This is a genomic window from Tunturiibacter gelidiferens, assembly GCF_013410115.1.
Classification (GTDB): domain Bacteria; phylum Acidobacteriota; class Terriglobia; order Terriglobales; family Acidobacteriaceae; genus Edaphobacter; species Edaphobacter gelidiferens.
Genome location: NZ_JACCCV010000001.1, coordinates 1,063,980 through 1,079,443, shown reverse-complemented (window position 1 = coordinate 1,079,443; position 15,464 = coordinate 1,063,980). Strand labels below are relative to the sequence as shown.

The window sequence follows — 15,464 nt, the reverse complement described above, 5'->3', positions numbered from 1 at the left end:
GAGCAGGACTGAGACCGGAGTCAGAGATTCGAACACTAATTTCCGGGATTGTACTGGCGCTCGATGTGTCCTTTTAGATCGGAAGGATAAAAGTAAACATCGCGGAGGTCGCCGGTGGTGTAGCGCTTTGCCTGGTCGTTGAAGTGGGGGGAAGAGGGGTCGCCGCTCTCGCCGCCGGCGGTGACGGCTTTTGCACGGACCTTGTCTCCGAACTTGACTACGGCTACGAAGCTGTTGCCAACGGTTCCGTACCATTTTTTTGTTCCTGGGTAGGGCCGGGCTCCGAAGGACGCGAGGGAACCCCAGAGCGAGGAGGTGAATCCGACGGGGATGCTCGGTTGGGCGTCGTTGAAGGGCTGGGCAAGATCGCCGGTGAGGCGCTGGAACCGATTGATGTCGCCCCATGGAGTCTTCCAGGTTCCGAAGTCGGAGGTGAGCCTGTCGGAGGCGTTGGAGAGGGATTGGAGAAGTTGATCGCTGGAGACTTGGGTGGCTATGTACTCTTCGACGGGGATGCCTGCTTTTTTGGCGTCGGCGATTGTGAGGCGACGAATGTCTTCGCCCCAGAAGACGGCGAGAGAGGTGGGCATGGAGTCGACGGCCCAGCGTTGGTCCCATGTGCGCAGGGCAGCGATCTGTTCGGTCAGCCGGGCGCGGAGGAGACTGGAGAGTGGTGCTTCGTTCCAGGCTTTGAGCAGAGCTGGGATGGTTTTGTCGAACCAGGGAAGGTAGCTGTCGTAGGCGGCAGCGATGAGGGTGTCGAGGGTGAAGTCTTTTTTATTCTGCAGGACTCGGATGGCGTGGAGGCCGCGTGCGGTTTCGGTTCCGGTTTCGACGTAGGGGGGAAAGTCCTGCTTGCGAAGGCTGCTGATGCCGGCTCCGGACCAGGGCCAGTTGTTGCTGTTGTAGAGCCAACCGCTGGCTGGGTTGAGGAGTTGGGGGAGTTCGTCGATGGTGAGCAGACCTTTCCAGTCTGTGGCGGGATTGCTGCCGTCGACGGGCTTGGTGAAGTCGAAGGTGGTGTCGCGGCGCGGGATGAAGTTGCCGTGAAAGTAGGCGATGTCGCCGTCGGCGTCGGCGAAGATGGTGTTGTTGGAGGAGTTGGCTTTGAGTTCGAGGGCCTGGCGGAAGGATTTGTAGTCGGTGGCTTTGGTGCGGAGGTAGGACTGGGTGAGCGCTTTGATGGGCTCGTGCATGAGACGGATGCTGATCCACCTGGCGTTCTCTTCGCGGCTGGGCTCTTCGTGGCTGGGCTCTTCGCGGATGATGGGGCCGTGATGAGTGCGGTAGATGATGAACTTCTTTTCGGCCATTCCGTGGTCGGTTTTGTAGGGGACGGTTATTTGCTCGGCGGTGACGGGGCGCTGCTGATTGCCGTACTTGTAGGTGAAGTGGTCGCCCTTCTTCTCGACGGTTTCGAGATACTCGTCTACTGCGTCGACTCCGCTGGAGGTGTGCATCCAGCCGGCTCGCTCGTTGAAGCCCTGGTAGATGAAGAACTGACCCCAGGTGACGGCTCCGTAGGCGTTGAGGTTTTCGTCGCTGGCCATTTGAAGTTCGGAGCGGAAGAAAAAGGAGGTGTGAGGGTTGATAAGGAGGAGGGCGTGATGATCGGCGGTGTTCGAGGGCGCGATGGCCATTCCGTTGGAGCCGGTGGGCTCGGGAGGATCGCTGTCGTGGACGTAGGCTACTTCGTCGCGAGAGGTGATGGGTTTGGAGGCGTGGATTGCGGCGGGATGAGAGTAGAAGGCCTCGAGCTGGGCGAGGTCGATGCGTTCGATGTCGCCGCCGATGCTGCCTTCTGTGAAGGATAGGGCCATCCACGGTTCGAAGTGTTGGATGACTCGGGGTTTTACTTCGGGATGTTTATAGAGGTAGAAGTTGAGGCCGTCGGCGAAGGCGTCCATGAGGGTGCGGAGCCATGCGGGGCTGGCTGCGTATTGTTTCTTCAACGCCACGGGGTCGATGAAGAGCTTCATGCGAAGGTCTTGGTAGATGCGCGATTCGCCTTCAGCTTCGGCGAGACGGCCGAGGGCGTTGATGTAGTTCGTCTCGACGCGGTTGAAGTCGTCTTCGGCCTGGGCGTACTCCATGCCGAAGACGGCATCGGCGTCCGTTTTACCGTGGATGTGCGCGATACCCCAGTCGTCGCGTGTGATGGAGACATTGGCTGCTTCTCGCTTCCAGCGCGCGGAATCGCCGATTTCGGCTGCGTGGAGCGTGGAGGATAAGAGCGTAAGGGAGAGAACGAGGTTCAGACAACGTCGGCAGCAGATCAAACAGCGTGGCCTCCGGTGGGGATGGGTGTGCTCCGTCTGGACGAGACGAATACAGTAGTCGCGGTGCGAGTAGTGTACCTCTCCTGTGCTGATGAGAGATTCGGAGCTGGCAACGCCGCGGAGTGGCGAAATGCAGGTTTTGAGGATGAGATGTCGAACCTACAGTCTCGTGTATCCAATTCATCTCTCTATATATATCGGGTTGGCAGGTATAACGTTAATTATTCAGGAGAAGATGCGTGCCCGTTGATTCACTACGAGTAGTCTCTGATCTTAAAGAACTTCGTGCCCTGACGGCTGACGAGAATGGCGCCCAGCGGGTGGCCTGGACTTCGGTTTGGCTCGATGCGCGTTCGTGGTTCCAGAGCAAGCTGAAGGGACTGCCATTGGAGCATCATTACGATGCCGCTGGAAACTCCTGGACTACGCTTAGCGGAGATTCGGATCGCGCTCTTATTCTTGGGAGTCACCTTGACTCGGTGCCTAACGGCGGATGGCTGGATGGATGTCTTGGGGTCCTGGCTGGCTTAGAGGTGTTGCGCGGCCTAGTGGAAGATTTTGACGGCAAGCCGCCGATCACGATTCGGCTGGTCGATTGGGCTGATGAAGAGGGCGCGCGTTTTGGGCGAAGTCTCTTCGGATCTTCCGCGTTTGCGGGGACCCATACGATTGAGGCTGATCGTAGTCGCACGGATCGCGATGGAGTTCGGCTGGAGGACGCTCTTCGGAGTTGTCAGATCAACGTGGAACAGATTGGAGAAGCGACAAGGGAACGGAGAAACGCCGCCGCTTATCTGGAGTTACATATCGAGCAGGGACCGGTGCTTGAGAGTATGGGGATCCCGCTGGGGGCGGTGCTCGGCACCAAGGGTGTTGAACGACACGCGGTTGCGTTCCACGGACAGGAGGCTCATTCTGGGTCTACTCCGATGAGTGTACGGCGGGATGCACTGGCTGCTGCGGCGAAACTGGCGCTTGAGATTCGCCCGATTGCACGAAAACACCCGGACGCCGTTGCGACGATGGGAAGCGTGAAGACTTTTCCCGGGATTGTGACGGCTGTGGTTGGGCGTTGCGAGACGACGCTTGATATGCGTGATCTCGACGCGGAGGTACTCGCTTCTATGCTGGCTGAGGCTCGCACTGCGAGTGAACGCTTTGCGAAGGAAGAAGGCTGCACAGTCGATTGGTCGAGGATCTGGAGTATTGAGCCGATACCGTTTGATGCGCGACTGATTGAGTTTTGCGAGGAGGCGATCCTTGAGATTGCTGGCACGTTCCACAGGCTGCCCTCCGGGCCGTTGCATGATGCTGCGGAGGTGGCGCGCGCCGGGATTCCGACTGTCATGATGTTTACTCAATCTGTTGCCGGGCTGAGCCACAACAAGGCGGAAGATACGAAGGTCGAAGATTTGATGCTGGCCGTGCGGGCCTTTGACCGGCTTGCCGGGAAGACTATGAAGTGGTTGAGGGATCAGGAGAGAAACGGCCAGGCGTCGTGATTCGAGATTGGAGTTGGTCTCATCTCTGGATCATGCAACGCGCGATGTGAAGTCTTAGATTTCTTTATCTGGCCGTAAGTTTGGTTGAGATAGTGCATAATAGTCACTCCTGACGGAAGAGTATGCAGCCCAAGGAGGATTCATGTTGTCTTCCATGATGCAGTTGCTTTCATTCCATGGAAGTTTCGCCAACTGCAGCAGGCCCATGCATGAGACATCAATGAGGAATGCGTCTATTGAGTGCTGCGGTTTCGATGAGCCTGACGAGGTGATTGGATTCTGATGAGCGAGCGAGTTCCCTTTCCTCTGCAGATCGTAACTGCGCCCAAGGTGGCAGAACGTTTTGGCGATCTGCATCCACCGTTCGACAGGCAGGCGGCGGTGCCTGAGGCGAATCGCTGTCTCTATTGCTTCGATGCGCCGTGTACGATCGCTTGTCCGACGCACATCGATGTGCCGGGCTTCATCAAGAAGATTGCAAGCGGGAATCTTTCTGGCTCCGCGCGCACGATACTGGATGCGAATATTCTGGGTGCCAGTTGCTCTCGCGCTTGTCCGGTAGAGGTGCTTTGCGAAGGGGCTTGTGTGATGCATCGCTACAACAAACAGCCGATTCAGATTGCGCGGCTTCAGCGCTTCGCGATGGATGCGTTGTACGAAAGCGGAGCTCCGCTTCCGTTTGAACCTGGGCCGGAGACTGGGCTGTCGGTCGCGTTGATCGGCGCGGGACCTGCTTCACTTGCTTGCGCTGCCGAGCTGCGAAGGCGTGGAATTCGTGCACGTCTATATGATGCGCGACCGTTGCCCGGTGGCCTGAACACGTATGGGGTTGCGGAGTACAAGCTGCCGCTGGTGGAGAGTCTGCGGGAGATCGAGATGCTTTCGCAGTTGGGAGTGGACTTTCACTTTGAGACGCGGATCGATGCATCCGGACTTGCTGAACTCCAACGAAAGCATGATGCGGTCTTTTTAGGAATTGGGCTCGGTGCGATTCATCAGCTTGGCGTCGCCGGAGAGGAACTTGCGGGAGTGACGAATGCTCTTGACCTGATTGCCGGGTATAAGTCCGGTTCGATGACGACAATACCGGAGCGCGTGGTAGTGGTGGGAGCGGGAAATACCGCTATTGATGCGGCAATTGCTGCGGTGCGACTCGGGGCAGTTGATGTGCACATTGTCTATAGGCGAGGTGCGGAGCAGATGTCGGCGTTCACGTTTGAATATGAGCACGCTAAGAACGAGGGTGTGAAATTCCTCTGGCACGTTCAGCCGACGGGCATTTGCGGGGATGGGGTTGTGGCGGGGATCGAGCTGACGAAACTTGAGTCGACCGAGGATGGTTCGATTGTGTTTCAGAAGGGTTCGGAGTTTGTTCTCGATGTTGACCTGATCGTGTTGTCGATTGGACAGGCTACGCATGCGGATTTTCTCTCTGGGTCTTCGAGTGCGTTCGGGAAGATTCAGCTGGAGCGTGGCCGGATTGTGATCGATCGGGCGACAGGACAGACTTCACAGTCTAAGTTTTTTGCGGGGGGAGATTGTACGAACGGGGGGCGCGAGGTCGTGGACGCGGTGGCGGACGGGAAGCGCGCTGGAATCGGAATCGCTGGATGGTTGGGGGTGCAACATGTCAAAGTCTAAACCGACGCTTGCGAGCACTTTCTGCGGCATTGAGTGCCTGAATCCATTTTGGCTCGCGTCTGCGCCGCCGACCAACTGCGGCGAGCAGATCATGCGGGCCTTCGATGCGGGTTGGGGAGGAGCGGTGTGGAAGACGATTGGCGAGCCGATTACGAATGTGAGCTCGCGCTACTCGTCGATCGATTGGGAGGGGCGGCGGATGATGGGCTTCAATAATATCGAGCTCATCTCGGATCGCCCGATCGAGGTGAACCTGCAGGAGATCGCGGAGGTGAAGCGGCGATATCCGAAGCATGTAGTGATCGCTTCGCTGATGGTTGAGAGCAAGCGTAAGAGCTGGCATGACATTGTCCAACGGGCGGAGGATGCGGGCGCAGACGGGTTAGAACTTAATTTTGGGTGTCCGCATGGGATGAGCGAACGGGGCATGGGATCTGCGGTGGGACAGGTACCGGAGTACTGTGAGCAGATTACGGGATGGGTGAAGGAAAAGGCTCGAACGCCTGTGATTGTTAAGCTGACACCGAACATCTCGGATATTCGTGTGCCTGCGCGAGCTGCAAAGCGCGGAGGGGCCGATGCACTCTCCGCGATCAATACGATCAACTCGATTACAGGCATCGATCTTGATACGTTTCAGCCAAATCCAAATGTAGACGGCAAGAGTTCACACGGCGGGTACTGCGGGCCTGCAGTGAAACCGATTGCGCTCAATATGGTTCAACAGATTCAGGCTGACGCTGCGAGTGTGCTTCCTCTGTCAGGGATTGGCGGGATTGGAAGTTGGCGAGATGCGACAGAGTTTATTTTGTTGGGCTGCAACACTGTGCAGGTATGCACTGCCGCGATGCACTTCGGCTACAGAATCGTCGAAGATATGCAGGACGGACTGTTGAATTGGATGGGGGAAAAGGGATTCGCAACGATTGAAGACTTTCGCGGATTGTCGCTTCCGAATGTTCGCGAGTGGAAGCAGCTGAATCTCAACTACCAGATCGTTGCTCGCATTCATGAGGATCTATGTATCGGATGCCAGCTTTGCTATACGGCGTGCTGGGATGGCGCGCATCAGTGCATCCATCTTGATCGCACCTCTTCTGCGCCGGATACGACGCGAACGCCGGGGATGGTTGAGGCTGAATCTGCGCGGCGAATTTCGACTACGCCTATTCCGAAGCTTGACGCGGGATCTTCGGGCAGGACGAATGCGATTACGCCGCTTGAGCGTATCCCGCGGGTAGACGAACACCATTGCGTGGGCTGCAATCTTTGTTCGCTGGTTTGCCCGGTTGAGAACTGCATCACGATGGAGCGCATCGACAAGGATCTTCCGTTCGAGAGCTGGGAGGAGCGTGTTGCCAAAGGCTTGGTCCCGACGGGCGCTAGTGAAGTGATGAGTACGAATACATAATTCGATGTGTTTTGGGGGATGGAGCATCATCTTGTGTCGTGAACTGTAGCGCTCAAACAGTCGGGAGCAACGTATGGGAACTCTGATTCAGAACGGCATCGTTGTCACGGCCGATCGCTCCGAAAAGGCAGACGTGTTGATTGATGGCAGCACGGTATCGGAGGTGCGGGCTAGCATCGATCCTGCGGGGCATACGGTTGTGGACGCTGCTGGGCTCTTTGTTTTGCCGGGCGGCATCGACGCGCATACGCATATGGATATGCCGTTTGGGGGGACGGTCTCTGCAGATGACTTCCTGACCGGCACTCGTGCAGCGGCGATCGGCGGGACAACTACTATCGTCGATTTTGCGATTCAGGCGAAGGGAACGCGTATGCGGGACGCGCTCGATATCTGGATGGCGAAGGCTGACGGTAAGGCCTGCATTGACTACGGACTGCATATGATTGTGACCGACCTTGGCTCCGACAACGGCAAACAGGGTCTGCACGATATGGACGACATGGTGCGGGAGGGTGTCGCCAGCTTCAAGCTCTTTATGGCTTACCCGAATGTGCTGATGGTAGATGACGGCACGATCTTCAAAGCGCTGCAGCAGACTGCGAAGAATGGTGCGCTGGTGTGTATGCACGCCGAGAATGGAAGTGCGATCGATGTGATTGTGCAGCAGGCGCTTGCGGAGGGGAAGACTGCTCCTGTTTATCATGCGCTTACAAGGCCGACAAAGGCCGAGGCTGAGGCGGTGAACCGCTCGATCGCCCTGGCCGAGATGGCTGGAGTACCCGTGTACATCGTTCATCTCTCGAGCGAAGACGCGCTGAACCAGGTTCGCGAGGCTCGTGATCGAGGAGTTCCGGCGTTTGCAGAGACTTGTCCGCAGTATCTCTTGTTGTCGATCGAAGACCAGATGCCCGGAAAGAGTTTCGAGGAGGCGAAGTATGTCTTCACTCCTCCGCTGCGCGAGAAGAAGAACCAGCCGAAGCTTTGGGATGGGCTGGCTACGGATAATTTGCAGGTGGTTTCGACCGATCACTGCCCGTTCTGCTTTGCGGATCAGAAGCAGCTAGGGAGGAACGACTTCAGCAAAATTCCCAACGGCGGTCCCGGCGTGGAGAATCGAATGCAGTTGCTGTATCACTTCGGCGTGAATGCGGGAAAGATTTCGCTGCAGCGCTTCGTCGAGATTACGTCCACCGCGCCAGCGCGCATCTTCGGGATGTATCCGAAGAAGGGGACGATTGCTGCAGGCTCCGATGCAGATATCGTTCTGTGGGATCCCGAGGTGGAACACATTATCTCCGCAACAACCCACAACATGCGGTGTGATTTTTCTCTGTTTGAAGGATGGAAGGTGAAGGGCAATGCACGGCGGGTTTACTCGCGCGGTGAGCTTGTTGCAGATGGAGGAGGGTATGTTGCTGCGGTTGGCCGCGGTCAGTATCTACGGCGAGAGGCAAGGGGAGGGGCATGGCAGTGAGTTCGATTTCGACGCGAGCTCTCGATCAATCCGCGGCGGATCTCGCAGTGAAACATGACTCGCGCCTCTATAACGCGGATCTGGCACCTACTGTCGCTGCGCAGCGAACGTGGGGGACTTATAACTACATCGCGCTGTGGTTCTCCATGTCGATGGAGGTGACGACGTATATGCTTGCGTCTTCACTGATCGCGGGCGGCATGAACTGGAAGCAGGCGATTTTGACGATCCTTCTGGGGAATCTGATCGTACTGGTGCCGATGCTGCTGAACGCGCACGCGGGGGCGAAGTACGGTATTCCCTTCCCCGTGTTTGTCCGTGCGAGCTTTGGGACACGGGGAGCTAATCTTCCGGCGATGCTGCGGGCCGTTGTGGCCTGCGGATGGTTCGGGATCCAGTCGTGGCTTGGAGGGCAGGCTATTGCAGCGATGATCGGTGTGCTGTGGCCTCAGACCGCAGATATGCCCTTCGTGTTGTGGGCGAGCTTTCTTGGATTCTGGCTCCTGAATATGTATGTCGTTTGGCGAGGCGTCGAGTCGATCCGATTTTTGCAGAGTTTCTCTGCTCCCTTCATGCTCGTTATGTCGCTGACGCTTCTCTTCTGGATGCTGCATAAGGCGGGTGGGTTTGGCCCGATGCTTTCGGCGCCTAGCCATTTCCATACGACTGGCAGCTTTCTTCGGTTCTTCTTTCCGTCGCTGACGGCGATGGTTGGGTACTGGGCGACGCTGTCGCTGAATATCCCGGACTTTACTCGCTATGCGAGGTCTCAAGATTCGCAGATCGTCGGACAGGCGTTCGGTCTGCCGGTTGCGATGGTGCTTTACTCGTTCATCGGGATCGCTTGCACTTCGGCATCTGTCACTATCTTTGGAGAGCCGGTTTGGTCGCCGATCACTTTGCTTGGGCGATTTCATCAACCGTTCGCAGCTTTGCTGGCGCTGGTTGCTCTTTTGATTGCGACACTGAATGTGAACATTGGCGCGAATGTGGTTTCGCCGTCAAACGACTTTTCAAACCTTGCTCCTGGACTGATCAGCTTCCGAACTGGGGGATTGATTACCGGCCTGTTAGGGCTCGCGATGATGCCGTGGAAGCTGATGAGCAGCTTCGGCAACTACATCTTTGGGTGGCTCATCGGCTACTCGGGATTGCTGGGACCGGTTGCAGGCATCATGGTCGCGGATTATTTTTTGATTCGTGGGACGCGGCTGGATACGGTGTCTCTGTATCGTCGCGGAGGACCCTACGAGTACACTCGTGGGATCAATCCCAGAGCGATCATTGCGCTGGGCGCCGGTGTAATTGTCGCTCTAATTGGTCTTGCTGTTCCCTCCTTGCGGTTCCTCTACGATTACGCGTGGTTCGTTGGTTTCTTTGTTGCGGCGGTCAGCTACTATCTGCTCATGTTGGGGTATCGAGCGGATCTTCGCACGGGAGTGGCGTCGTGACACACTTAACTTCTCAGGAATAGGATGCAGTCATGAGTCCCATTGATGTCGTCGAGCCTAAGAGCTCCAATAAGTCAGAACCGCTCACCAGCCAGCAGGTTGTCGACCTGACACGACAGCATAACTACGGCACTTGGCGACTCCAAAAAGGTTGGAACCCGATGCACATCGTCGGCGCGGAGGGCTGCTATATCGTCGACGGATCGGGCAAGCGGTATCTGGACTTTTCGTCGCAGTTGATGTGCTCAAACCTTGGTCACAAGAATCAAGCTGTTATTGATGCGATTGCGCGGCAGGCACAAGAGCTGAGCTACGCTATGCCGGGCTACGCTACTACGGCACGAGCGGAGTTGTCTCAGCTTCTACTCGAAGTGTTACCCAAGGGCCTCAGTAAGTTTTTCTTTACCACTTCCGGCACAGAGGCTAACGAGGCGGCCTTCAAGATTGCGCGCATGTATACCGGAAAGACGAAGATCATCGCTCGCTACCGCTCTTACCATGGCTCGACTGCTGGCTCAATCGCTGCAACTGGAGACCCACGGCGGTGGGCTATGGAGCCGGGCGGCAAGGGTCCGGGTGTTCTCTTTGCGCCGGAGGTTCACTGTTACAAATGCCCGATCAAACATACCTATCCGGGATGTGGCATTGCGTGCGCGGACTACATTGAGCATATGATCCGCAATGAATCGGATGTGGCTGCTGTTCTGGTGGAGCCTATCGTCGGCACGAACGGTGTGATCGTTCCTCCGGAAGAGTACATGCCGAAGCTTCGCCGGATCTGCGATGAATATGGCGTTCTGCTGATTGCGGATGAGGTGATGACCGGGTGGGGGCGTACTGGGGAGTGGTTCGCGATGAATCATTGGGGAGTCGTTCCGGACATTCTGGTCACGGCGAAAGGAATTACTTCGGCTTATGTGCCGCTGGGTCTCTGCGCGACGAGTGAGAAGATAGCCGACTACTTTCAGGATCATTACTTCGCCCATGGCCATACGTATGAGGCGCATCCGCTTACGCTTGCTCCTGCGGTCGCTACGATTCGCGAGATGCAGCGGCTCGGTCTTGTGGAGCGCGCGCGTGAGCTTGCGCCCTATGTTGAAGGCAAGCTCATGGAGTTGAAGGCTAAACATCCAAGTATCGGAGATGTTCGGGGAAAGGGCCTTTTCTGGGCGGTCGACCTGGTGAAGGATCAAATCACTAAGGAGCCTTTCAACACTTATTCCGATAAAGTTTCTGGGAAGCCACTGCTAGTGGATCAGATCGCGGCGAAGATACTGGCGGATGGAGTCACGATCCAGGCATGGGTTTCACACTTTGTGATTGCTCCGCCGCTGATTGTGACTAAAGAACAGATTGACCTTGGCATCTCGGTTCTGGATAGGCATCTGAACTTGGCTGACGCTGCTATCGGAGCTTGAGTACGTCCTGCCGGACGGGCCCACTCCGCGTGGGGCGGTCACTTCGTGACTTGTGTACCGGCCTTGGCTGGTGAGTTGCATTGGTCCTCCCGTTGGTCGGGAGGGAGATTGGACCGCAGCCCTAGCCTAGAGTTGGCATGGAAGTGTCGACGCCCTTGCGTATGCCCGTGGGCCAGCGAGACGTGATTGTTTTCAGTCTGGTGTAGAAGCGGATACCCTCCGGGCCATACATCGCGTGATCCCCGAATAGAGAACGCTTCCATCCGCCGAAACTATGGAACGCCATCGGAACAGGGATGGGGACGTTGATGCCGACCATGCCGGCCTGTACTCGGTGCGCGAAGTCTCGTGCTGTGTCGCCATCGCGCGTGAAGATGGAGGTGCCGTTGCCGTATTCATGTTCATTGATCAGCTGCAGCGCTGTTTCGAAGTCGCTGGCTCGTACGATGCCCAGCACTGGACCGAAGATCTCCTCGCGATAGATCTTCATCTCTGGCTTGACGTGATCGAAGAGGCAAGCACCAAGGAAGAAGCCTTCCCCCTTTGTGAGCGCATTCTTGCGTCCATCAACCACTAATTCTGCCCCCTCGGACTCACCGTGTTGCAGGTAGCCGGTGACTCGTTCCAGATGAGCCTTTGTGACCAGCGGGCCAAGTTCTGCGCCCTCTTTCATACCATCGCCCATCTGCAAGCCTTCGATGCGATGCTCGATTTTGCCGATCAGCTTGTCGGCGGTGGCATTGCCTACTGTCACGGCTACTGAGATTGCCATGCATCGCTCGCCTGCAGATCCGTAGGCTGCGCCGACGAGCGCGTCGGCGGCCTGATCGAGGTCCGCGTCGGGCATGACGATCATATGATTCTTGGCGCCGCCGAGAGCCTGCACGCGTTTGCCGTGTCTGGTTCCTTCGCGGTAGACGTACTCGGCGATCGGCGTGGAGCCTACGAAGCTTATCGCCTGTACGGTTGGATGGGCGAGGAGCGCGTCGACTGCGGTCTTGTCGCCGTGGACGACGTTGAAGACTCCGGCGGGCAGGCCAGCTTCCTTGAGCATCTCAGCGAGGAGCAGCGAAGCGCTGGGGTCGCGCTCGCTTGGCTTGAGAACGAAGGTGTTGCCGCACGCGAGGGCGATGGGGAACATCCACATAGGCACCATCGCGGGGAAGTTGAAGGGCGTGATTCCGGCTACTACGCCGAGAGGTTGCCGCATGGACCAGCTGTCAATGTCGGAGCCGACCTGCTCGGTGAACTCCCCTTTGAGCAACTGGGGGATGCCGGTCGCAAACTCGACGACTTCGAGCCCGCGAGTCGCCTCGCCTTTTGCATCCGAGAAAACCTTTCCGTGTTCACTGGTGAGCAGGGTCGCCACTTCGTCGAGACGGCGCTCGAAGATTTCACGAAACCGAAAGAGTACACGGGCTCTACGGAGGGCCGGCAGTGACGACCATCCTGGAAATGCGGCAGCGGCGGCGGCTACAGCGACATCCACCTCGGCGCTGGTTGCGAGCGCGACCTTGGCCTGGATCTTCCCGGTAGCGGGGTTGTAGATGTCCCCGAACTGTCCGGAAACTCCGACCATGATTTCGCCGTTAACCCAGTGGTGGACCTCTCTCAATTGGCGGTCAGTGGCTTTGGGTGGGGTCAGTGTGGATGTGGCGGACATAGGCGGGCCTCCTCTTGAGAGCACTATCCTACCAGTCGGAGGAAGAGAACTCCGAATCCCGCCTGGTCGATGGGGCGCGCGATCGGCAGGGGCCTACGACGTGGAAGGGATTGTTACAGTTTGAAGTCAACTTTCTTTTTCCGGAACTTGTGAAACGGTCGTGACTTGGCAGGCACTATCTGGGTATCGCGCCTTTACGGGCGGGAGTCTTGTATTTCGATTTGCAGCGCTTCTCTGCCTTGATTCACTCTTGGTGAACACCACCCGCACCTAGTCGAAATGGTCAATTGGAACGGGGCATCAAGATACAAAAAGATCCGAACCCACGATTACCGGAGCGGTTCGTGACAAGTTCGTCCTACGGTGTAAACTTGGGCGCAAGTACAGCCGCCTGGGGGGACAGAGCTTGCAATTTTTTGCGTTCGACGCGGCTTATCTGGAGAGGCTCCGATCCGGAGACGCCCGCACCGAGGAGCACTTTGTAAGCTACTTCGGAGAACTGATCCAGCTTAAGCTGCGTTCGCGATTAAACTCCAGAGAAGCCATCGAAGATGTGAGACAGGAGACCTTTGTGCGGGTGTTGGTGCTGGTGCGCTCGGCACATGGCCTGAGGGAGCCTGACCGCCTGGGGGCGTTTGTAAATTCGGTTTGTAACCATGTGTTGCTGGAGCATTACCGTTCCAAGAACAAGACCGAGTCATTCCTCGACCCCGACACGGAAGCGTCCCTGGTGAATCATGAACCGAGTGCTCTCAGTCTTCTTGAGACGAAGGATGCGCATCGAATCGTTCATCAGATTATGGCGGAGTTGACCGAGCGGGATAGGCGGCTGCTGCAATCGGTGTTGCTGGATGAGCGCGACAAGGATGAGGTTTGCGCCGAGTTTGGCATAAACCGGGAGTATCTGAGGGTGTTGGTACACCGGGCCAAGCAATCTTTCAAGTCTTTTTATATAAGCCACTTAGGCGACAGCAGAATGAACTAAAGAAGTTCGTGACACGATTTTGCGGCCGGAAACACTATAGAGTTGAGGCATTTTTCCCAATGGACCATTTCGAAGCCACACAGAGCAAAGCGGTAGAGAAGTATTTGCTGGGAGAGATGTCCCCTCTAGAGCGTGATGAGTTCGAAGCACACTTCTTCGACTGTCCGGAGTGCGCTGCCGATCTCCGCGCGACTGCTGCATTCCTTGATACAGCAAAGCATGAACTCAAGTCTTTTCCCCGTTCGAAGCCGGCGTCGGAGGCCCCGAAGAGATCCCGCTCTATGCTGCAGTGGAAGCCGGTATTTGCCTGGACGGCACTGGCGGCGTCGCTGCTGGTAACCGCTTACCAAAATATCGTGGTGTATCCACATTTGACTAACGAGATTGCTCAGTTGAAGGCTCCAGAGATTCTGCCTTCTCTCTCCTTAGTAAACGGAAATAGCCGCGGCGACGGCGCGGCGGCGATCACAGTGTCGAAAGCTAAACCCTTTCTTTTACTTGTCGATGTTCCTACACAAGACCGTTTTATGAGCTACACTTGCTCTCTGTATTCACCTTCCGGCTCGCTTGCCTGGCACGTCCAGGTCTCTGCGCAGGAAGCGAAGGATACTGTTTCGATACGAGTCCCCGGAGTCGAAAAGGTGGCGGGCAGTTACACCTTGGTAGTACGGGGAGATACGGATCGAGCTTCGGTCGGGCCCGCTGTTGAACTAGCTCACTATCGCTTTACTTTGAACGTTCAGGATTAGACTACTGAAACTGAAGGGCTGATATGCGACCCGTTTCAACGAAGACATTCTACTTTCAATCCGACGCGCACTCGCTAGGCGGATTCGTCAAACATCCTTCTCAGAAAATAATCCCGTCGCAGGCACACTCCTTACTGCCCGCCGTCGGCGGCCATGTGACGACATCGACCGGATCGTTTAATCATGATTCGATCGTCTCGTGCCGTGCGGCTTATACTCGTGTTTCGGGTAGAGAACAACAGACGGACGGCCCCTGGTCTATGGTGACCACTTCTGTGGTCGAGGGACTAAACATTCTGGAGGTTTTGACGGCTGAGCGGATTGTGGCCCAGGTCTCTATCGAATACTCCAAAGACGGCAAATACCCTCGAATCTCGTTTGCTGGATCTCGGTTCGACCAGCTTCGAGTAGCTGGGCGCGACGTTGCACCAGTGATGAACGAAAAGTTCATGACTCTACGGGGCGAAGCTGACGAACCACTTTCCCACAAACACTTTCAGCAGGCCAGCCGCGATCAGGGTCGCAAAATAGTCAAGAGCGCTAACGCAAAGAAAGCCGGATGGGTGAGCGACAGATTTGGTTGGATGGATTCGGATCCAAAGCCGGGAGAAGATCGATGTGTTCTGTGTTCCTTGGTGGATGGCGTGGATCAGGCGGTTCCAGGCAGATCTTTCGGCCACGTTTTGGAGATTCCGGAGTTCGGAAGGATCTTCCTTGGAGAATTTTTTATCAGTCGCGGGACGGTTTCGTTATCGATGATTCGGGCCGAGCTAGGTTGCAATGTAGAAGGAAACCTGAACATATCTTCGTTGACCACTGGTGGCCGTACTGTTCCGCCATAGTACTGGCCACCGCCTCGCTGTTTGCCATTAGCGGTTTGGGATGCCG

11 protein-coding genes are annotated in these 15,464 nt (G+C 56.6%); 9 read left to right on the top strand and 2 right to left on the bottom strand.

Annotated elements, in window-relative coordinates; all coding sequences use genetic code 11:
• Positions 1-35: 35 nt before the first annotated feature.
• Positions 36-2,279: an acylase gene (locus HDF12_RS04655; protein ID WP_218892298.1), complete on the bottom strand. Its 2,244-nt coding sequence runs from the start codon at positions 2,277-2,279 to the stop codon at positions 36-38.
• A 239-nt stretch (positions 2,280-2,518) separates the two neighbouring features.
• Here HDF12_RS04655 and HDF12_RS04650 point away from each other — a divergent pair, with 239 nt between their 5' ends.
• The 6 genes from HDF12_RS04650 to HDF12_RS04625 all read left to right on the top strand — a co-directional run bounded on the left by HDF12_RS04650 (position 2,519) and on the right by HDF12_RS04625 (position 11,179).
• Positions 2,519-3,781 carry a Zn-dependent hydrolase gene (locus HDF12_RS04650; RefSeq protein ID WP_179581437.1) on the top strand — a complete coding sequence of 421 codons (1,263 nt, stop codon included), beginning with the start codon at positions 2,519-2,521 and terminating at the stop codon, positions 3,779-3,781.
• A gap of 282 nt (positions 3,782-4,063) precedes the next feature.
• The gene (locus tag HDF12_RS04645; RefSeq protein ID WP_179581436.1) at positions 4,064-5,422 is read left to right on the top strand and encodes an NAD(P)-dependent oxidoreductase; all 1,359 of its coding nucleotides are present in this window, start codon (positions 4,064-4,066) and stop codon (positions 5,420-5,422) included.
• Positions 5,409-6,833, top strand: coding sequence for an NAD-dependent dihydropyrimidine dehydrogenase subunit PreA (preA, locus tag HDF12_RS04640; RefSeq protein WP_179581435.1), 1,425 nt, complete (start codon positions 5,409-5,411; stop codon positions 6,831-6,833). Before HDF12_RS04645 ends, preA begins: the two co-directional genes overlap by 14 nt.
• 73 nt (positions 6,834-6,906) lie before the next feature.
• Complete coding sequence (gene hydA, locus HDF12_RS04635) at positions 6,907-8,310, top strand: dihydropyrimidinase (protein ID WP_179581434.1); 1,404 nt, start codon at positions 6,907-6,909, stop codon at positions 8,308-8,310.
• Complete coding sequence (locus tag HDF12_RS04630; protein WP_179581433.1) at positions 8,301-9,761, top strand: NCS1 family nucleobase:cation symporter-1; 1,461 nt, start codon at positions 8,301-8,303, stop codon at positions 9,759-9,761. The genes hydA and HDF12_RS04630 overlap by 10 nt, the downstream gene beginning before the upstream one ends.
• 32 nt (positions 9,762-9,793) lie before the next feature.
• Positions 9,794-11,179, top strand: a complete 1,386-nt coding sequence (locus HDF12_RS04625) for an aminotransferase family protein (protein ID WP_179581432.1) — start codon at positions 9,794-9,796, stop codon at positions 11,177-11,179.
• 121 nt (positions 11,180-11,300) lie between these two features.
• Here the strand turns inward: HDF12_RS04625 and HDF12_RS04620 are convergent, their stop codons facing one another.
• Positions 11,301-12,842, bottom strand: coding sequence for a CoA-acylating methylmalonate-semialdehyde dehydrogenase (locus HDF12_RS04620; protein ID WP_281376761.1), 1,542 nt, complete (start codon positions 12,840-12,842; stop codon positions 11,301-11,303).
• A 406-nt stretch (positions 12,843-13,248) separates the two neighbouring features.
• Here HDF12_RS04620 and HDF12_RS04615 point away from each other — a divergent pair, with 406 nt between their 5' ends.
• Genes HDF12_RS04615 through HDF12_RS04605 form a run of 3 tightly spaced genes read left to right on the top strand, consistent with a single transcriptional unit; the run spans position 13,249 to position 15,418 of the window.
• Positions 13,249-13,827, top strand: a complete 579-nt coding sequence (locus tag HDF12_RS04615; RefSeq protein WP_179581431.1) for an RNA polymerase sigma factor — start codon at positions 13,249-13,251, stop codon at positions 13,825-13,827.
• A 59-nt stretch (positions 13,828-13,886) separates the two neighbouring features.
• Complete coding sequence (locus HDF12_RS04610) at positions 13,887-14,576, top strand: anti-sigma factor family protein (protein ID WP_179581430.1); 690 nt, start codon at positions 13,887-13,889, stop codon at positions 14,574-14,576.
• A gap of 23 nt (positions 14,577-14,599) precedes the next feature.
• The gene (locus tag HDF12_RS04605) at positions 14,600-15,418 is read left to right on the top strand and encodes a hypothetical protein (RefSeq protein ID WP_179581429.1); all 819 of its coding nucleotides are present in this window, start codon (positions 14,600-14,602) and stop codon (positions 15,416-15,418) included.
• Positions 15,419-15,464: the final 46 nt, after the last annotated feature.